At 38.9% G+C, this 17,842-nt stretch carries 18 protein-coding genes and 1 tRNA gene; 4 read left to right on the top strand and 15 right to left on the bottom strand.

Going from position 1 to position 17,842, the window contains the following annotated elements:
• Positions 1-9: 9 nt before the first annotated feature.
• The 8 genes from ACPPVU_RS18235 to pyrE all read right to left on the bottom strand — a co-directional run bounded on the left by ACPPVU_RS18235 (position 10) and on the right by pyrE (position 7,105).
• A complete protein-coding gene (locus tag ACPPVU_RS18235; protein ID WP_426668008.1) occupies positions 10-1,065 on the bottom strand; it encodes an efflux RND transporter periplasmic adaptor subunit in 1,056 nt (351 codons plus the stop codon).
• Between the two features lie 14 nt (positions 1,066-1,079).
• Positions 1,080-1,487: a hypothetical protein gene (locus ACPPVU_RS18230; RefSeq protein WP_426668006.1), complete on the bottom strand. Its 408-nt coding sequence runs from the start codon at positions 1,485-1,487 to the stop codon at positions 1,080-1,082.
• A gap of 328 nt (positions 1,488-1,815) precedes the next feature.
• The gene (locus ACPPVU_RS18225) at positions 1,816-2,376 is read right to left on the bottom strand and encodes a Crp/Fnr family transcriptional regulator (protein WP_426668004.1); all 561 of its coding nucleotides are present in this window, start codon (positions 2,374-2,376) and stop codon (positions 1,816-1,818) included.
• A gap of 619 nt (positions 2,377-2,995) precedes the next feature.
• A tRNA-Lys gene (locus tag ACPPVU_RS18220) sits at positions 2,996-3,068 on the bottom strand.
• Between the two features lie 53 nt (positions 3,069-3,121).
• Complete coding sequence (locus ACPPVU_RS18215) at positions 3,122-3,937, bottom strand: carboxypeptidase-like regulatory domain-containing protein (protein WP_426668002.1); 816 nt, start codon at positions 3,935-3,937, stop codon at positions 3,122-3,124.
• A gap of 21 nt (positions 3,938-3,958) precedes the next feature.
• Positions 3,959-5,587, bottom strand: a complete 1,629-nt coding sequence (locus ACPPVU_RS18210) for an ABC-F family ATP-binding cassette domain-containing protein (protein WP_426668001.1) — start codon at positions 5,585-5,587, stop codon at positions 3,959-3,961.
• Positions 5,588-5,943: 356 nt separating this feature from the next.
• Positions 5,944-6,339, bottom strand: coding sequence for an SRPBCC family protein (locus ACPPVU_RS18205; protein WP_426668000.1), 396 nt, complete (start codon positions 6,337-6,339; stop codon positions 5,944-5,946).
• Positions 6,340-6,463: 124 nt separating this feature from the next.
• Positions 6,464-7,105 carry an orotate phosphoribosyltransferase gene (pyrE, locus tag ACPPVU_RS18200; protein WP_426667999.1) on the bottom strand — a complete coding sequence of 214 codons (642 nt, stop codon included), beginning with the start codon at positions 7,103-7,105 and terminating at the stop codon, positions 6,464-6,466.
• Here pyrE and ACPPVU_RS18195 point away from each other — a divergent pair.
• Positions 7,104-7,745 carry an NUDIX hydrolase gene (locus tag ACPPVU_RS18195; protein WP_426667998.1) on the top strand — a complete coding sequence of 214 codons (642 nt, stop codon included), beginning with the start codon at positions 7,104-7,106 and terminating at the stop codon, positions 7,743-7,745. The two genes, pyrE and ACPPVU_RS18195, sit on opposite strands and share 2 nt — an antisense overlap.
• Here ACPPVU_RS18195 and coaD read toward each other — a convergent pair.
• The 3 genes from coaD to nudK are packed head-to-tail and all read right to left on the bottom strand — an operon-like array spanning position 7,714 to position 9,170.
• The gene (gene coaD / locus ACPPVU_RS18190) at positions 7,714-8,175 is read right to left on the bottom strand and encodes a pantetheine-phosphate adenylyltransferase (RefSeq protein WP_426667997.1); all 462 of its coding nucleotides are present in this window, start codon (positions 8,173-8,175) and stop codon (positions 7,714-7,716) included. The genes ACPPVU_RS18195 and coaD overlap by 32 nt on opposite strands.
• A gap of 57 nt (positions 8,176-8,232) precedes the next feature.
• Positions 8,233-8,598 carry a DUF4406 domain-containing protein gene (locus ACPPVU_RS18185; protein WP_426667996.1) on the bottom strand — a complete coding sequence of 122 codons (366 nt, stop codon included), beginning with the start codon at positions 8,596-8,598 and terminating at the stop codon, positions 8,233-8,235.
• Positions 8,595-9,170, bottom strand: coding sequence for a GDP-mannose pyrophosphatase NudK (gene nudK / locus ACPPVU_RS18180; protein ID WP_426667995.1), 576 nt, complete (start codon positions 9,168-9,170; stop codon positions 8,595-8,597). The genes ACPPVU_RS18185 and nudK overlap by 4 nt, the downstream gene beginning before the upstream one ends.
• Positions 9,171-9,230: 60 nt before the next feature.
• Here nudK and ACPPVU_RS18175 point away from each other — a divergent pair, with 60 nt between their 5' ends.
• On the top strand, positions 9,231-9,977 hold the full coding sequence (locus ACPPVU_RS18175; protein ID WP_426667994.1) for a DeoR/GlpR family DNA-binding transcription regulator: 747 nt from the start codon (positions 9,231-9,233) through the stop codon (positions 9,975-9,977).
• 78 nt (positions 9,978-10,055) lie between these two features.
• On the opposite strand, the gene rsmD is transcribed toward ACPPVU_RS18175, so the two are convergent.
• The 3 genes from rsmD to ACPPVU_RS18160 all read right to left on the bottom strand — a co-directional run bounded on the left by rsmD (position 10,056) and on the right by ACPPVU_RS18160 (position 11,710).
• Positions 10,056-10,601, bottom strand: a complete 546-nt coding sequence (rsmD, locus tag ACPPVU_RS18170; RefSeq protein ID WP_426667993.1) for a 16S rRNA (guanine(966)-N(2))-methyltransferase RsmD — start codon at positions 10,599-10,601, stop codon at positions 10,056-10,058.
• The gene (locus ACPPVU_RS18165) at positions 10,577-11,389 is read right to left on the bottom strand and encodes a DUF3822 family protein (protein WP_426667991.1); all 813 of its coding nucleotides are present in this window, start codon (positions 11,387-11,389) and stop codon (positions 10,577-10,579) included. Before ACPPVU_RS18165 ends, rsmD begins: the two co-directional genes overlap by 25 nt.
• Before the next feature lie 63 nt (positions 11,390-11,452).
• Complete coding sequence (locus ACPPVU_RS18160) at positions 11,453-11,710, bottom strand: Imm32 family immunity protein (protein WP_426667990.1); 258 nt, start codon at positions 11,708-11,710, stop codon at positions 11,453-11,455.
• A 96-nt stretch (positions 11,711-11,806) separates the two neighbouring features.
• On the opposite strand from ACPPVU_RS18160, the gene ACPPVU_RS18155 reads away from it, so the two are divergent.
• Entirely contained in the window at positions 11,807-13,237 is a 1,431-nt protein-coding gene (locus tag ACPPVU_RS18155) for an ATP-dependent DNA helicase (protein WP_426667989.1), read from the top strand.
• Between the two features lie 83 nt (positions 13,238-13,320).
• On the opposite strand, the gene ACPPVU_RS18150 is transcribed toward ACPPVU_RS18155, so the two are convergent.
• Positions 13,321-14,652 carry a sensor histidine kinase gene (locus tag ACPPVU_RS18150; RefSeq protein ID WP_426667988.1) on the bottom strand — a complete coding sequence of 444 codons (1,332 nt, stop codon included), beginning with the start codon at positions 14,650-14,652 and terminating at the stop codon, positions 13,321-13,323.
• Between the two features lie 201 nt (positions 14,653-14,853).
• On the opposite strand from ACPPVU_RS18150, the gene clpB reads away from it, so the two are divergent.
• Positions 14,854-17,466, top strand: a complete 2,613-nt coding sequence (clpB, locus tag ACPPVU_RS18145) for an ATP-dependent chaperone ClpB (RefSeq protein ID WP_426667986.1) — start codon at positions 14,854-14,856, stop codon at positions 17,464-17,466.
• Positions 17,467-17,842: the final 376 nt, after the last annotated feature.

The raw sequence follows: 17,842 nt of genomic DNA, 5'->3' as shown, positions 1-17,842 counted from the left end.
CAGTAATTATTAATTGGTTATAGAAATTGACCAGCCATCCGATAATCTTTTCTGGCCGCTGGTAACCACCACTTCGCTGTCGTTTAGCCCCGAAATAATTTCAATCTTGTTATCGAACATATCACCCAGGCTTATTCTGCGTTTAAACACTTTATTCTGTGTTTTATCCACCACAAAAACATAGCTCTGGTTCGCCAGATCCTGTTGAATGCATTCTGCCGGTAGTAGGATCACTTGCTTCTTTTCTGTGGTTTTGATCCGTGCCTCGGCAATCATTCCTGGCCGGATGAGCGACCCTGGGTTCTCCAATTCAATCTTAATGGTGAAAGCTCTGGATGTCGCGTCAGCCGCTGAGCCAACTTCGGTTACTTTCCCGGTGAATTCCTTACCGAGTGAGGAGATATTAATCTTGCTGGTTTGACCAATCTTTACTTCATGCAGTTCCCCTTCCGGAACGTATGCCAACACCTTTACCTTTTTGATATCTGCTAAAACAAACAGCGGCATGCCGACACCGACAATCTCGCCAATTTCGGCTTGTCTTTTTAGCAATACGCCGCTGATGGGTGAATACAACCTCGTATCGGACAGGTTCTTTTGCTGTAATCGTTGCTGAAGTTTTGCCTGCTCTAAGTTAAAGCCTACTTTAGAAAAGTCACTTTCACTGGAACTACCTCTGTCATGCAATATTTTTATGCGGTTAAATTCGTCAGCTGCAGTGCTGACTTGTACATCAGCTGAACCCCTGGCAATGGAATAATTGGTTGGATCAAGACTAGCGATCATTTGCCCCTGGGTAATATGTTCTCCTTCTTTATTGGAAACATAGTTGATTTTCCCACCCACCATAAAACCAAGTTTCACGGTTGTGTTACCTTCTATATTGCCGCTTACCGACACCTCTTTAGTGATGGTATCGGTGTGGACGATTTCTGTTTTTACTGCCCGACTTAACAATGTCTCACCGCTGGAATGTTTATCTTTAGTCTTACAACTTGTAAGGAAAAATAGAGAGACAATGGCCGGGAAAATTAGAGTTGGTATAAGTTTTTTGTTTCGTTTCATGTTATTATATTTTATTATTCTGTGAAAAATTGTTCCTGTATTTGTACTTCGTTTATATCAAAAAAATTCAACACGTTCTTTATTTTTTCAACAAACTCTTTATTACCGGAAAGAATGAAATCCATGCGTTGCATTGTGTTTGCATTTAGCACAGCTTCAATTTCTTCGTTTGGGAATGCGGTATTACCCTCAAATTCTTTTGAGATGTAGCTTACAAATAGCTGGGTGGGGAAACGTCTTTCAAGTATTTGCAGTTCTTTTTGGAAGACATGTTGTTTGTTTACAGAAAAATAAAGTAAAGAGACCTGCTGACAGTTCAGGTCTGTCAATTTGAATTTTATGAGAGGAAAAATAGAAGCAATCCCAATGTCATCTGCTATATAAATATATTGAACCCCCATTTTATTAATATCCTTTTGCATTTATCAAAAACTTTATGATGCAAAGGAAATGAAGAAGCGCCGACGGCTTTTTAATCTATCTTAAAAAATGAAGGCGCATTGAAATTAATTATCCGAAGCATGAAAACGCCTCAAATGAATTAATTAGAGGGGATAAATAGTGGCCGCTCTACGCTGGCGAGCTGATATTTCGTAAACGCCCAGAAATAAACGTAAAGATAGAATTGGAGAAACGTGCAGTAAACCCATTAATACCGACAGAATTTTTCAAAAGGACATCGAATTATTAAGTGACTTTTTGGGATGTCACATTATCTTAATTTTTGAGGGGAGTGGCGTTTAACATGAATCATTTTTGGGCCCTTATAACACTAAGGGTTTGCTGAGTAATCCCTAAATACGAGGCGACATCCCCAAGTGGCACCCGTAATAAAATATTTGGATAATTGTCTATCATTGACTTATATCGTTGTTCCGCCGTTTGAAACTGCAACGAAAAAAGTTTGTCAGAGAATATTTTAATAGTCTCGACCGCTACCATAAAAAAGAAATTTTTGAATGCGCCGATATCATTTAATAAAGCATTAAATTCTATAAAGTGCATAGTCCGTAATGTAGTTTCTTCAAGAACTTCCCTGCCATAAGGGTCAGTTTTATTAAAGTAGATACTCTCTAACGACATTGTAAAGCTGTTTTCATCAAAAAAGAAGTGAGTGATATCTTTGCCGTCTTTGTTATAAAATGTACGGAGCATACCCTTTTCGATAAAATGGACTTTTTGAGATCGATTACCCGGATCGGCCAACGTAGCCCCTCTATGGTGAAATTCGCGCTTGAAAGCAGCATCAATTTTGCTACTTTCATCCGCACTAAGTTTTACTTTGGTATTGATATATTGGATTAGTTCCATATATTTTCCGGGTGCATATAACCTGATTTCCAATCAAATATGCTTGATAAATTTACTGAATTAAGTATTTAAAAAAAACAATTTCAAGCATGATTATTTATTACAAGTATAAATTTACAGATGGAAACCGGTTATCGGTTCATTCCCCTGAAAATGAACTGAGTTTGGTTAAAAGGATCTGTTATTGTGGATGGCTGGCAACTTTAGACTCTTCGCAATATTATTAGTTAAAGTAAATTGAAGTTAGTATCATAGCCAAATTCTACATATCGTTATAAATAAGTGGATTAATAGAAATTACGAACCTGCCAAAAGCCTTAAGTCCTCAAAAAAAATTATTTTTTTTATGAATTAGGTTAGTTTAACAATTCACCTAAAGCGACGTCAACGATGCCGACACCTAAAGAAATGAATAATTTCTACATTTAGCGTTGGCAGTCAGTAAATTACAATAATTTAAAATTGTAATTGTATTCAATTTTATGAATGTGTCCTATAGGGTCACCCTAACGAGGATCGAACTCAAAAAACGGCTCTATTACTCAGAAACGCAACATCTAAAAAATGCTTAAAAAATAAAACCGCCTCTAATTGCATTAGAAGCGGTTTTATTTTTTAGTGACCCCGCTGAGGCTCGAACTCAGGACCCACAGATTAAGAGTCTGTTGCTCTACCAACTGAGCTACGGAGTCAATTTTTTGGTTGGCAAATATACAATCAAATAATTAAGATGAGTATTTTTTTATTAATACTCTGCAAGTACATTAAATCCCACTCCGGCCAGGCCTATTTTCTCCCATTTAGCCTGACTTGCTTCTCTCGAAATTATAGCGCTGCTCAATAAACTTGCTGAAAACATCAATCCCGGCCCATGTGAATTCTCTATCCATTCAAGGCTCACAAAAAACCTGTCTTCAACAACAATATTATAAGGTTCAAGGTCGACAGCTATTTTGTCCTGTCCCTTTTTAACAGTAACAAAAATATTTTGCTGCTGTAGTATTTTATCAGGCATGCCATCTTTGACACTATAAAAATTGAGCCGCAATTTTATCGTATCAGTCGCTTCCTTTGAGATAGAGACATTAAAGCGTTTTAGGCGTGTAGGTGCTTTCTTAATTTTAATAATTTCACCAATCTCATTTCCCAATTGATTGCTTGTAAATCCGGCATTGGTGGATTTGGACTGTGTAGTATTACCTAATACAACCTCCTTGAAATTATGATTGTAAATTTTAACCTCTTTTAATGCAGCAATACGAGGCTCAAGCATAATATTTAGTGAGCCGGAATGTTTTTTAAAATCACCAACAAGAAAAGACTGGGCATGATAACCAATCATTGATACCTTTAAACTATCAGTATCATTATTATTTATGGCGATTTTAAAAGCCCCTTCAATGTTCGTTACCGTACCAACACCCTTACCTATTATTCCAACATTTACATAAGGAAGGTTTTCTTTGGTTTTGGCATCCTTAATTGTTCCTTCAATAACCTGGGCATAAATATTGGCACTTTGTAGTAATACAAAAGCGGCGAATAACAGGGATTTTTTCATGCTCAGGTTGATGTCGGGTTTTTAAGCTAAAGAATACATTTCATCGCGCTGTTTTTGAACGACATCACTATTAATATACTCATCATAATCCATCAGCTTATCTATATAACCGGCAGGAGTTAATTCAATAATGCGATTGGCAACAGTTTCAGTAAGCTCATGGTCACGTGAAGTGAACAAGATAGTTCCCCTGAAATCTTTCATGCCGTTGTTTAAAGCGGTAATAGATTCCAGGTCAAGATGGTTTGTTGGCTCATCAAAGATTAGCAGGTTGGCTGATTGCAGCATCATACGACTAAACATACAGCGCATTTTCTCACCCCCTGAAAGCACGTTGCTCTTTTTCAATACTTCTTCACCAGAAAATAGCATACGGCCCAGGAAACCGCGGATAAACTGGTCGTCCTTTTCGCCCGGTGAATACTCACGCAGCCAGTCGATCAAATTATCGTCTTTACCTTTAAAATATTCAGCGTTATCAATCGGAATGTCGGCGGCGTTTATCGTTACACCCCATTTAAAGTCACCTTTAAAGTCCTTATCACGACCTGTCAAAATGTTATAAAGTGCAGTAGTCGCCAAACTGTTTTGTGAAAGGATAGCAATTTTATCACCTTTATTAACTGTAAAACTAATATTGGCAAATAAAAGCTCACCGTTTAATGATTTGCTCAAGTTTTCTACCTGCAATATCTGGTCTCCGGCTTCACGGCCCTGATTATTAAATATGATCCCCGGATATTTACGATTTGACGGTTGTATTTCGTCCAGGTTGATCTTATCCAAAGCTTTTTTACGGCTGGTAGCCTGTTTCGATTTTGAAGCGTTAGCACTAAACCTGCGGATAAATTCCTGCAGTTCTTTTACCCTGTCTTCAGCCTTTTTATTCTGGTCAGAACGTTGTTTTAACGCTAACTGGCTCGACTCATACCAGAATGTGTAGTTACCGGTGTAAATGGTCATCTTTCCAAAGTCAATATCAACTACATGGGTACAAACAGTATCCAGGAAGTGCCTATCGTGCGATACTACTAATACAATTGCCTCATATCCGGCTAAAAAGTCTTCCAGCCAGCTTACAGTATGAATATCAAGGTCGTTTGTAGGCTCATCAAGTAACAATATATCCGGTTTGCCAAAAAGAGCCTGAGCGAGTAATACGCGTACTTTTTGTGTATTATCAAGGTCTTTTACTAATTGATAGTGAAATTCTTCTTTAATACCAAGATTACTTAGCAGGGTAGCGGCATTACTTTCAGCATTCCAGCCATCCATTTCAGCAAACAGGTTCTCCAGTTCCCCGGCGCGTTCACCATCTGCATCACTAAAATCTTCTTTTAGATAAATTGCATCTTTCTCCTTCATTACGGCATACATTTCTTTATGCCCCATCATTACGGTTTCAATAACTGTAAATTCGTCAAATGCATAGTGATTTTGGCTCAAAACCGCCATGCGTTCACCAGGGGTAAAACTAACCGATCCGCTGGTAGGGTCGATCTCGCCAGAAAGTATTTTCAGGAAAGTGGATTTCCCCGCGCCATTAGCGCCAATTATGCCGTAGCAATTGCCCTGGGTGAATTTTAAATTGACTTCTTCAAAAAGTGTACGCTTGCCGTAGCGTAAAGAAAGATTGGATACCGTTATCATGCTGCACCTGTAATTTGCCGCAAAAATACGGTAATTAGGGCAAGTTTCATTATAACCAGTTACTTATATTGTTAATAGTATGTAGAATTTGTTGGTCGACGGGTATTTATGTTAGAACCATCCATCAAATTTTATTAACATATCACGGTCTTATTTGTTGAAATTGCTCTGAAACAAAATACTTGGCGGTACGTAAAACCTACAATTATTTATTAATTAAATATCGTTTTGCAATAGTGTTTTTATTACATTTATCATAACTATTGACCCTGATTATGACCCTGTTAATTGTAGCATTGTTTGCTATCAACATTATTGTTGTGGTGCGGCATTTAAGGCTTAAAAGAAATTATTGACTAAGCGAATATCTTGATTAAGCTTTGTGTTTCGTGATCGGTCAATTTCTGTAATGGACCGCTTGCAAGCATTTTCATCATCATATTTAAATCGGCAATAATGCTGAATGTCACTTCTGTGGCATTGTCAACTGAATTGAGTACCCATTTTAATTCGAGATCAAAAGGTGGTTTTTCAAAAGGAGTGATGTTTATTTCACTATTTATGATCCTGTTCTCTATTTTAATTGCGAGCGAAGCCATATTTTGAATATTGAAACGGGCCTCATCGACTGTTGATGACCAACCTTGTATATTTTCAGGCATTAGCTGCTGATGATTATTCATATCCGCTAAAAAGCTATAAATCTCATTTATAGGCTTATTAATAATTACCTTACTTTCAAAAAAGGTCATGCTATTAGATATTAGTTGATTAAGTGAGTGGTTGATTAAGTGAGTGGTTGACTAAGTGAAAATGATATAAATTGGTGAATTCAACTCAATCAACCTAATCTAACACAATCAACTATTTACCGAATTATTGTCCCCAGGTAGAGGGTGAAATACGCCATTTTCTTAATATTTCTGTGTCTTCACCAGAGATATAGTGGTTTTGTTCGGCATATTTTAGTAGTGCCGAGTAATTGGATAGCGTGAAGAATTTACAATTTGCCTGTTTGAAATTTTCAGTGGCGGTCTCAAATCCATAGCTGAAAATAGCAGCCAGACCTGCCACTTCGCATCCGGCATCTCTTAAGGCGTCTACCGCCTGTAAGCTACTTTTTCCGGTCGAGATCAAATCTTCTATTACTACAACTCTTTGCCCGGGAATAACCTCACCTTCAATCATACTTCCCGTTCCATGATCTTTCGGTTTAGACCTTACATAGATAAATGGAAGGCCTAATTCCTGTGCCACCAAAACGCCCTGGGGAATACCTGCAGTAGCTACACCGGCTATACAGCCTACTGCACCAAATTCTTCTTGTATAATTAAAGACAATTGTTGTCTGATATAAGTACGGATAGTAGGATGGGAGAGGGTAACACGATTATCGCAATAGATGGGTGATTTCCATCCTGATGCCCATGTAAAAGGATTATCAGGTTGTAATTTAATTGCTTTAATTTGCAGCAGGAACTCTGCTACCTGTTGTTCGATCTCACTTTTATTAAACATGGCTCAAAAGTACAGAATTTATATTAACGAAAAAGTCATACTTATAACCGGATCTGTTCCAAAAAATGTGGAAAGATATCAGAAAATTGACAGCCAGAATTTTGATCTGAAAGCATTTTATAACAAGTTTAACGGGCAGCCTGGAAATAGATTTTTCTATCTGCTTTGCACCGATCCCAAAGAATATTTAAAGAAAGTGATTAAAAGTATTACGCTGATAGAGGCAGCCGGGGGTATGGTAGTGAACTCAAAAGGCGAGTACCTGTTTATTTACCGTAATGATAAGTGGGATTTGCCCAAGGGGAAAATTGAAAAAGGAGAAGGGAAGAGAGAAGGCGCTATACGTGAAGTTGAGGAAGAATGTGGAATAACAGTAAGCGGCATAGGTAAAAGGATATGTAAAACCTATCACACCTACACCTATAAAGGCGAGGTAGTGTTGAAAAGGACTTATTGGTACCAAATGGATTATAAAGGTGCCGAAAAGCTAAAGCCCCAAAAAGAAGAAGGAATCACTGACGTGAAATGGTTCAGAAAAGGGCATATTGATGCGATAGTAAAAAATACCTTTCCTTCAATAATGGATGTGTTAGCAAAAATGGACCTGTTTAAAGATAAGCCAGCGCCTCTTTCGGAATAAACTGGCTTACATCGCCATTATGGCGCAGTATATCGCGTACAATAGTTGAGCTGATGGATGAATAACCTGGTTTGCTCACTATAAAAATACTCTCGATATCGGGGGCCAGTGCGTGGTTCATCTGGGCGATGGCTTTCTCATATTCAAAATCGGATACGGTACGTATCCCTCTGATCATATAAGTGGCGCCAATACTTTTGCAGAATTCAACAGTCAGGCCTTCGTAAACAATGACATGTATTTTGGGTTCGTTTTCAAATACCGCCCGCAGCATTTGTTCGCGCTTCACCATACTCAGCAGCCCTTTCTTTGAACTATTATCACCAATACCGATATACAACTTATCAAAAAGACCTATTGACCGTTTAATGATATCTACATGGGCCTTAGTAACGGGATCAAATGAACCTGGAAAAAGAGCTGTCTTCATACTGAATTTTAATACTTACTGTTTCAAAAGTAATAATCATTCGCAATAAACGGCAGTTTAATTACCTAATATATCTTCCAGCTTGTAATAAATCTTCAGACCAAGCTCGTGACCCAGTTTTACATCGTTATCTGCTCCTTTTGATTCCCCACCGATACGTAAGATAGCATCGCATTTAGTAATAAGCCGATGGGCAATTGGATAGGATATCTCCTGGTAGATATCATCGCCCGGCTGTTTCGAACCGGCTGTTTTCAGCAATGGTAAAGCCAGCCATTCGCCTATGAGTGGTATATGCCCAGCGCGAAAAAGAGTTAGTGCATTACTTTCGAGCAAGTCCAAATTTTGCTGCATCAGTTCCGGGTCATCGTTGGTGCCTGAGCGATAGGGTCCGGCAACCAGGATAGTTAAAGGCTTGTTCATATCAGATTGTTGATTTGTGCATATTGTAAAAGCATAATGGTTTTAGCGTCTCTTATTTCGCCGTTGGTTATCATATTCAACGCTTGCTTAAATGGAAGTTCAAGCACCTCAATATTTTCACTTTCTTCATGAACGCCACCGCCATCGCTTACTTTCATCTCTTTAGAATATTCAGCCACAAAAAAGTATAGAATTTCGGTTACCGATCCGGGCGACATGTATGCTTCAAACACCTTTTTTACGTCAGAAACTTTATAACCAGTTTCTTCTTCGGTTTCTCGTTTAATGCATTCTTCAGGATCATCTTTATCAAGCAACCCGGCACAGCATTCGATCAGGTAACCGCTTTCGTTGCCGTTTAAATAAGTGGGCATGCGGAATTGCCTTGTTAGTATCACTGTTTGATTGGGCTTGTTATATAGAAGAATAACCGAGCCATTGCCACGATCATAAGCTTCACGACTCTGCACGACAATTGAACCATCATGATTTTTAGTTTCGTAGGTTATCTTTCGCAAAGTATACCAGTTGTCAGATAGTATCTCAGTTTTGATAATATTTATATTGTTCAAAATCTTATTGATTATTATTGATCGTTTTTGATTATTTTTGAACAAATTAAATCATTTAGAATGAACTTTCAAAGAAGAAAGCAGATAATTCTGGAAAAATTGAATGCAGATAATGAAGTAGACATCAAACAGATGGCCGTTGAACTCAGTAGTTCAGAGATAACGGTAAGGCGTGATTTGAACCAGCTTGCTGCTGATGGCCTGCTTTACCGTACACACGGAGGGGCAATGAAAGTGAATCCTTTTGAGATTCCCCATGATTTTATTAATAAAGCAGCAAAGAATGTTGAAGTGAAAGATAAAATATGCCGTGCTGCCGCTGACCAGATCAATCATGGTGATATTATTTTTATGGATTGTGGAAGTACTGTGTTCAGGTTGTGCCAGTTTATTAAGAATAAAAAGATCAAAGTGATTACTAACTCTATTCCGGTTGTTTACGAATTACAGAATAGCCTGGTATCACTAAATATCATAGGAGGTGAGTTTAATGCTGAACGACAGGCGGTACACGGCAAAATTGCCGATGAGCATATAGCCAGGTACAGGGCAAACAAGGCGTTTTTAGGGGTGGATGGCATATCACGTAATGGCTTGTTTGCCAATAGCGAACTGGAAGCAGATATCACACAGGCTTTTGCTGCAAACAGTGCAAAAACCTATTTGCTTTGTGATGATAGCAAAATAGGGAAGGAGAGTTATTTGAAATTTGGTGAGTTAAGTATGATAAATTCTATTATTACTAATTCGCGTTCTGAAGAACTGGTTCATTTCAAAAAGCAAAAGATCGAAGTAATTATTGTTTAATAAATATCGAATAATGAATTTTGAATAACGAACTCCGAAGTACTTCATCATTCAATATTCAGCATTCGGTGTTCGATATTATTTATCCTCAATCGTCCTAAAAAACGAGAACGACGAATGCCCGTATTTACGCTGCTCAACAAATGCGGGATGATTACTTAAGTTTTGGAAAGATTGATGCTCCACAATCAGCATTCCGCCTGGTAATAACAGGTTCTTCTCGAATATGATCTTCGGTATCTCTGGTATCCGATTCAGGTCGTAGGGGGGATCGGCAAATATGAGGTCATATTGCTCGGTTTCCAGCTCCAGGTATTTGAAAACATCAGCTTTATATGTTTTTATTTGTTCCAGGTGATGTTGTCTTGAGGCATCCTTGATGTAATTAATGCAATGAATGCTGCGGTCAACTGAAATCACCTGTGCAGCTTCTCTTGATGCGAATTCCAGCGAGATATTCCCTGTACCTGCAAACAAGTCGAGTACTGTTATATTTTCAAACTCAATTTGATTTTGGAGGATATTGAACAATGCTTCCTTTGCCAGATCGGTAGTAGGGCGTACGGGCAAATTTTTAGGCGGGTTAAGCCTTAACCCTTTTAAAGTGCCTCCGATGATCCGCATAATGATAAGGCGGTAAGAGTTAATATATTTTGAGCAGCAATATTCCAGGGAAGATCGATCGTTTTTAGCGTATTCAGTTCAGCACTATGAAAAAACTGGGATAATCTGCCAAAATTTTCATCATCAGTACTGATATCGCCGCTTAATATCAACGAAGTATTTTGCGGCTGCACTTTTAGTTCTCCGGCAACAACCATAGTGAAATAAACCAATTCGTCGGGTGTTTTAAATTCAAAGCTGTTGTAAAAACGCAGCTTGCCATCGTTGTAGTTCAGGAATTCTACTTTATCGCTATCGATATTCAAATAGAGATTATGATTTGACGGGTTATTTGAGCCGATTAGATCAATCCAGCCTTTAGCTCCAAAAACAGTGTTTTTAACATCAAACCTGTCCGCGATCCTGGCTGTTTGTTCATCAACCTTATAGATTACCTGGTTTTCGCTATCCAGTGGTTGCGAAAAAACCTTTTCATTTACTTTAACATCCAGGAAACGTGCATAACTGGTTACTTGATCCGGCCTGAATAAACTTACGGGCATAAAAGTAAAACCATTTTGCGGCAGGCCAATAACGCGCTTTTTGTAATTGTCAAACAACAGGCTATGATCTTTATCCGGTTCGTTCAGCTCATTTAAGCTGATGTTTTCTTCCAATAAAAACAGTCTATTGCGCCCTGCCACCGCATAAGAAAATGAATCGATACCGACCTGAACTAACAGAATATAGTCAGCGGTCTGCGCTGTGCTAAAATCCGGGTCGCGGTAATGGTGGTTGTGAATGCTCATGCGGTTATCGCAAAAGTAATATTTTTTAGGTTTATTTAGTGTTTAATCTGTTACAGTTGTGAGCTATTTTTTCCCTATGATAAATTCTTTAGAACCTGATTCTAAAGAATTGTGTTCATCATAATGTATATGACTGCCAGATGGCACAGCATCCTGAGCTAAAGTTAGTAATTGAATTGCAAGAGAAGTCAACCCAGCCTTGTTTGCCTGAATTGAAATTCTATTGTTAGATTGGTCGGCAATGATTTCAAAACCATATTCCCAATGGATTTTTATGCCTTCCCGTTCTTCATATTCTGGAATTTCTAACACTAGTACCATAAATGATATTTAAGTTTCTTGTTTTTGTAAAATAAGTAATCAAATATAATCCAATTAAGAAATGGAATTTAACTAAAACAATTAGCATTTTTGTGAGTGCCGTCAACAGATCAAATTCGCAAAGCATTTCCGCATGAACCAACCGGTCAGCAACTGGAGTTATTTGATCGCTTGCACACCTTTTTACTCAGCGATAATGGCGATGAATGTTTTATACTAAAAGGTTACGCCGGTACAGGTAAAACCACCGTATTAGGGGCATTAGTAAAGGCACTGAAGTATTATAACTATAAATCGGTTTTATTGGCACCAACGGGACGAGCTGCCAAGGTGATCACCAATTATTCCGGCCGTAAAGCTTTTACTATTCATAAACGCATCTATCGAAAAAAATCAGCGCTTAATATTGATGATGCCTTTCGCTTAGCTGATAACCTTGCTACAGATACTTTATTTATTGTGGATGAGGCATCGATGATATCGGATGAGTCAGCAGGGAATATGCGCGAGACCTTACTGCACGACCTGGTAAGCTACGTTTATAACACCAAAAACTGCAAGCTGATGCTGGTAGGGGATACCGCCCAGTTGCCGCCTGTAGGTGCAGATAATAGTCCAGCTTTGGACATCGGCTTAATGAAAAAAACATTCGCGGTGGATATATTTAGTTTTGAACTGACGGATGTTTTGCGTCAGGAAAAGGACTCGGGAATATTAAATAATGTAACGGCCATGCGTAATATTATCCGGAAGGGAAAAATAAGCACACCACGCATAGTTACCAAGGGATATAAAGATGTTTTCCGCATGACTGGTGAGCGCCTGGAAGAAGGGTTGAATTACGCCTACAACAAATATGGACATGATGGTACGCTGATCGTTTGCCGGTCTAACAAGAATGCCAACCTATACAATCAACAGATAAGAGGACGTATTTTGCTTCGCGAAGAAGAAATTACCGGGGGCGACCAGGTAATGGTTGTACGCAATAATTATTTCTGGCTGCAGGAGCAAGAGGAGGGAAGCACCGGTTTTATCGCAAATGGTGATATCGCACGAATAAAAAAAGTTCGCCGCTTTGAGGATATGTATGGTTTCAGGTTTGCCGATGTGCAACTGGAGTTTATTGATTACGCCGAAGATCCGGTTTTGGACTGTAAAATATTGCTTGATACACTTTATTCAGAAGCACCGGCTTTACAGCCAACGGAGCAAAAACGCTTTTTTCTGGAGGTGATGAAGGATTATGATCACATCGCCAGTCGTAAGGCAAAATTGGACGAATTGAAACTTAACCCATATTACAACGCACTGCAAATAAAATTCGCCTATGCGGTTACGTGTCATAAGGCACAGGGGGGACAGTGGGATGCTGTGTTTGTAGATCAGGGCTACCTTACCGAAGAAATGATCAATATGGATTTCCTTCGCTGGTTTTATACTGCCTGCACAAGGGCATCGAAGGAGTTATTTCTGGTGAATTTTAATGCTAAGTTCTTTGACACGATTGAGGGATTAAATGATTAAGCAAGTGATGTTGTTTCGAAACATTTGATTGGTCTGATTTTAAAACTAAATCATTTAAATCTAAAAAATCCGAAAATCGTGTCTTAATCTATAAGCGGAAGCCGGATGGTAAATGTAGAGCCTTTTTTCTCTTCACTTGTTACATTAATTGTACCCTGGTGGTTTTCAATGATCTGGCGAGATATACTTAGACCGAGGCCAGTAGATTGTTCGCCTCTGATACCGGGCCTGCGGGCTTTTGAGAAACGTTCAAAAATATGAGGGAGCATTTCTGCCGGAATCCCAAGACCATAATCCCTAACCTCAACAATGGCTTTGCCATTTTTTGCGCTTAAGTAAACCTCGATCTTATTGTTGTTTTTTGAAAACTTAAGCGCATTTGTGATCAGGTTATCCATTACACGTTGGAATTTCTCTGTATTGATCTCCACAAAAACCTGGTTCTTTGAACTAATGAGAACGATATCACTTTTGGCCTCTTTTTGCACCTTCCATTCGTTAATGATTCCTTTTAAAAAGTAGTTCAGCTCGGTTCTTTGTGTCTCAATAATATTAATGTTCTCATTGTTAGCAGCATCAAGCAGATCAGCAATGATGCCTCTTGCTTTAATACACGAGGTTTTGATCATTTCTAAATTCTCGCGTGTGTCATTATCCACTTCTTCCATTTCCATCATCATGGTCAAAGTCTCAATGGCAGCTATCGGATTACGAAGATCATGTGCCACCATACCCAATATCTCATTTTTAAAAGCCCCTGCTTTTTCAATTGCGACGTTTTTTTCGCGTATATCAACCAGTTGCATAAAATAGCTGGATTTGTAGGAATAAAAATATCTCGACATAAAATAAAAACAACATAGTAAGATTACCGATAAAAGTTGATTGTATATCATCTCCATTCCTTCACTTTGAGTCATGTATAGGATAGAGGTAAATAAACTCTCAACAATGATCATCAATAGAATAGTCTCATCGGTTTCAAAAACAAATACCACGCTAATAATGCTTAGTGCAGTGAGGTATAGAACCATGGCATTTCGTGGATTGCTTGTCGCAATAAAGCTCGAGAACATACCACAGAATATAATGTAAAGGGCAAACAAAAAAACAAAAATACCCATAACAATATTTGCCTTTTTCTGTTTTTTGTACAGGTACATGAATAAATAACTGCAAGCCAGAAAAACAGGCGTTATTGCGATGTACAACCAGTTGGTAAAATTAAACTCCGGGAAATTTTGAGCACGGGTAAGGCTCTCTGGAAATATAAAATAGAGTATGCGCAGTACAAGGTTAAGTATCAGAAATATAATACTCCCTGTTCTGACCGCACTCAGGTTATTTAAAGTATAATACTCGCGGTATGAAGATTTATTTTTACCCTGAATTCTCCTCTGTGGCTGGTTACTCAAAACTTCAGTTTAATGGTATATCAAAAATATTAAAATTCACTTTAAACACAACAAGTAAGATGCATTTATGCCTGATAATGTTTTAGTTAGCCTGTAAAAGTAGACAAAATGTCTTTTGAAATTTGATCTGTGGTGACATTTTTTCACTTTGACGTAACTGGCAATTGTTTTGATATAACGGTATATACATAATCAAATCCCATGAATTTTAACAACTTCACTATAAAAGCCCAGGAGGCGGTACAAAAGGCTTCCGAAATTGCAACTGGTAATCAGCAGCAGGCAATTGAAAATGCTCATTTGCTTAAAGGCTTGTTATTGGTTGATGAAAATGTAATATCCTATTTACTAAAAAAATTAAACGTTAACCTTAACCGGTTAAACGAAGGACTCGATCAGCAGATCGCTTCTTTCCCTAAAGTAAGCGGTAGCGATGTTTACCTTTCGTCCGAAGCTAATTCGGCTTTGCAAAAAGCACAGTCGTATCTTAAAGAGTTTAAGGATGAATTTGTTTCTGTTGAACATATTTTATTGGGTATACTCGCCGCAGGCGGTAAAACAAGTACTATTTTGAAAGATCTTGGTGTAAATGAAAAAGATCTTAAAAAAGCCATCATTGGATTGCGTGGCGACAGTAAAGTAACCGATCAGAACGCTGAAGCTACTTATAACGCACTGAATAAATATGCCAGAAATCTGAACGAATATGCAGAATCGGGTAAACTTGATCCGGTAATAGGTCGTGATGATGAGATAAGGCGTGTGATACAGATATTATCCCGTCGTACTAAGAATAACCCAATTTTAGTGGGAGAGCCCGGCGTTGGTAAAACTGCTATTGCTGAAGGCATTGCTTTCAGGATTATCAAAGGTGATGTGCCCGAGAACCTGAAAACCAAAACTGTTTACTCATTGGATATGGGTGCGCTGATAGCAGGTGCGAAGTATAAAGGTGAGTTTGAAGAACGCCTGAAAGCCGTTATCAAAGAAGTGACCCAGGCCGATGGCGAGATTATCCTGTTTATTGACGAGATACATACTCTTGTTGGCGCAGGCGGCGGTGAAGGCGCAATGGATGCCGCAAACATCCTTAAGCCAGCTCTTGCCCGTGGCGAATTAAGAGCCATTGGCGCTACTACATTGAACGAATACCAGAAATACATGGAAAAGGACAAAGCTTTAGAGCGCCGTTTTCAAATGGTTTTGGTAGATGAACCTGATACACAGGATGCTATATCTATCCTCCGCGGTTTAAAGGAACGTTACGAGACTCATCACAAAGTGCATATCAGGGACGAAGCTATCATTGCTGCTGTCGAAATGTCGCAGCGCTATATATCCGACCGTTTTTTACCGGATAAAGCGATTGACCTGATGGACGAAGCAGCTTCGAAACTGCGCTTGGAAATGGACTCTGTGCCAGAAGAAGTAGACGAACTCGACCGCCGTATTATGCAACTGGAGATCGAACGCGAAGCCATTAAACGTGAAAAGGATGATAAGCGGGTAAATGAATTGAGTGAGGAAATAGCCAATCTTTCTGCAAGCCGCGACTCATTACGTGCGCAGTGGAAAAGCGAAAAGGATGTAGTAGACAATATCAACCAAAAAGTTGAGCAGATTGAAAACTTTAAGCTGGAAGCCGAGCAGGCTGAACGTGCAGGCGATTACGGCAAAGTAGCAGAGTTACGTTACGGCCGGATAAAAGAAACCCAGGACGAAGTAGAAAAACTAAAGGCGACCTTACTGGAAAATCAGAAAGACCACCGCATGTTGAAGGAAGAAGTTACTGCCGAAGACATCGCTGGTGTAGTTTCACGCTGGACTGGAATCCCGGTTTCAAAAATGATCCAAAGCGAACGTGAAAAATTGCTGCACCTGGAAGATGAATTACACAAACGCGTAGCAGGGCAGGAGGAAGCAATTGAAGCGATCAGTGATGCTATACGCCGCAGTCGGGCAGGTTTACAGGACAAGAGAAAGCCAATAGGTTCTTTCATATTCCTCGGAACCACTGGTGTTGGTAAAACTGAGTTAGCGAAAGCTTTAGCCGAATATCTGTTCAATGATGAAAACGCACTGGTACGTATAGATATGTCTGAATACCAGGAACGCCATGCGGTATCCCGTTTGATCGGTGCGCCTCCGGGCTATGTTGGTTATGATGAAGGCGGACAATTGACAGAAGCTGTACGCCGTAAGCCTTACAGTGTAGTATTGCTTGATGAGATCGAAAAAGCGCATCCGGATGTATTCAATATCCTGTTGCAGGTGTTGGATGATGGCCGTTTGACTGATAATAAAGGTCGTGTGGTGAACTTTAAAAATACCATCATCATCATGACATCCAATATCGGCTCAAACCTGATACAGGAAAACTTCCAGGATTTTGAGGATAGCGATAAGGAAACTGTAATAGCTAAAACAAAGAATCAGTTATTCGATTTGTTAAGACAAACTATCCGTCCGGAGTTTTTGAACAGGATAGACGAGATCATTATGTTTACTCCGCTTAGCCGTGATGAAATTGGTGAGATCGTAAAACTGCAGTTCAAACATGTACAGCAATCATTGGCCGAAATGGGTGTAACTATAGAAGCCTCTGATGAAGCATTGGATTGGCTGGCTCAATTAGGATATGATCCTCAGTTTGGTGCAAGGCCATTGAAACGTGTGATCCAGAAAAAGATCCTCAACGAATTGTCAAAGCAAATATTGAGCGGTAAGATAGATAAGGACAGCAAAATAAAGCTGGATATGTTTGATAACCAGTTTGTGTTTCTGAATACAAATGAACCTGCTCATGCAGAATAATAAAAGCTAATTAATTAATTTTAATTATAAATCAGGAAGCCACCCAAAGGACTGAACCGCAAAAGTTGGACAAAGTTAAAAATTAGTTACAATGATGAGCCCGGTATTTTATCGGGCTCATCCCGTTTAAATTGAGTTTGATCCCGGGCTACGCAAGTATGCTATGCAGCTGGGGTGCGTTGCATACTTGCTTTATAAAAAAGACTTTAAGGACATTTTTTTTGTTGAATTAAAGAGCCTGTACCAATAGCGATTTTATTAAGTCTCATACGATGTTTAATAACAGCTACTAAAAAGTTGATACCATATGTAGCAAGGAAAATCAACCACCCGAGTAAAATAGACTTAGACGAGGCAGCGACCGCCAATGACATTA

It is taken from the genome of Mucilaginibacter sp. McL0603 (assembly GCF_049992945.1).
GTDB lineage: Bacteria > Bacteroidota > Bacteroidia > Sphingobacteriales > Sphingobacteriaceae > Mucilaginibacter.
The sequence above is the reverse complement of the archived record's forward strand: the minus strand, read 5'-3'. Positions and strand labels throughout refer to the sequence as shown.

What these genes read in the sequence shown, in the direction of transcription:
- ACPPVU_RS18210 (WP_426668001.1), bottom strand. Translation starts at nt 5,587, where the DNA reads ATGATAACGGTATCCAATCTTTCTTTACGCTACGGCAAGCGTACACTT.
- ACPPVU_RS18175 (WP_426667994.1), top strand. Translation starts at nt 9,231, where the DNA reads ATGAACTTTCAAAGAAGAAAGCAGATAATTCTGGAAAAATTGAATGCA.
- ACPPVU_RS18215 (WP_426668002.1), bottom strand. Translation starts at nt 3,937, where the DNA reads ATGAAAAAATCCCTGTTATTCGCCGCTTTTGTATTACTACAAAGTGCC.
- coaD (WP_426667997.1), bottom strand. Translation starts at nt 8,175, where the DNA reads ATGAAGACAGCTCTTTTTCCAGGTTCATTTGATCCCGTTACTAAGGCC.
- ACPPVU_RS18165 (WP_426667991.1), bottom strand. Translation starts at nt 11,389, where the DNA reads ATGAGCATTCACAACCACCATTACCGCGACCCGGATTTTAGCACAGCG.
- pyrE (WP_426667999.1), bottom strand. Translation starts at nt 7,105, where the DNA reads ATGTTTAATAAAAGTGAGATCGAACAACAGGTAGCAGAGTTCCTGCTG.
- clpB (WP_426667986.1), top strand. Translation starts at nt 14,854, where the DNA reads ATGAATTTTAACAACTTCACTATAAAAGCCCAGGAGGCGGTACAAAAG.
- rsmD (WP_426667993.1), bottom strand. Translation starts at nt 10,601, where the DNA reads ATGCGGATCATCGGAGGCACTTTAAAAGGGTTAAGGCTTAACCCGCCT.
- ACPPVU_RS18230 (WP_426668006.1), bottom strand. Translation starts at nt 1,487, where the DNA reads ATGCAAAAGGATATTAATAAAATGGGGGTTCAATATATTTATATAGCA.
- ACPPVU_RS18160 (WP_426667990.1), bottom strand. Translation starts at nt 11,710, where the DNA reads ATGGTACTAGTGTTAGAAATTCCAGAATATGAAGAACGGGAAGGCATA.
- ACPPVU_RS18185 (WP_426667996.1), bottom strand. Translation starts at nt 8,598, where the DNA reads ATGAACAAGCCTTTAACTATCCTGGTTGCCGGACCCTATCGCTCAGGC.
- ACPPVU_RS18225 (WP_426668004.1), bottom strand. Translation starts at nt 2,376, where the DNA reads ATGGAACTAATCCAATATATCAATACCAAAGTAAAACTTAGTGCGGAT.
- ACPPVU_RS18205 (WP_426668000.1), bottom strand. Translation starts at nt 6,339, where the DNA reads ATGACCTTTTTTGAAAGTAAGGTAATTATTAATAAGCCTATAAATGAG.
- ACPPVU_RS18235 (WP_426668008.1), bottom strand. Translation starts at nt 1,065, where the DNA reads ATGAAACGAAACAAAAAACTTATACCAACTCTAATTTTCCCGGCCATT.
- ACPPVU_RS18195 (WP_426667998.1), top strand. Translation starts at nt 7,104, where the DNA reads ATGGCTCAAAAGTACAGAATTTATATTAACGAAAAAGTCATACTTATA.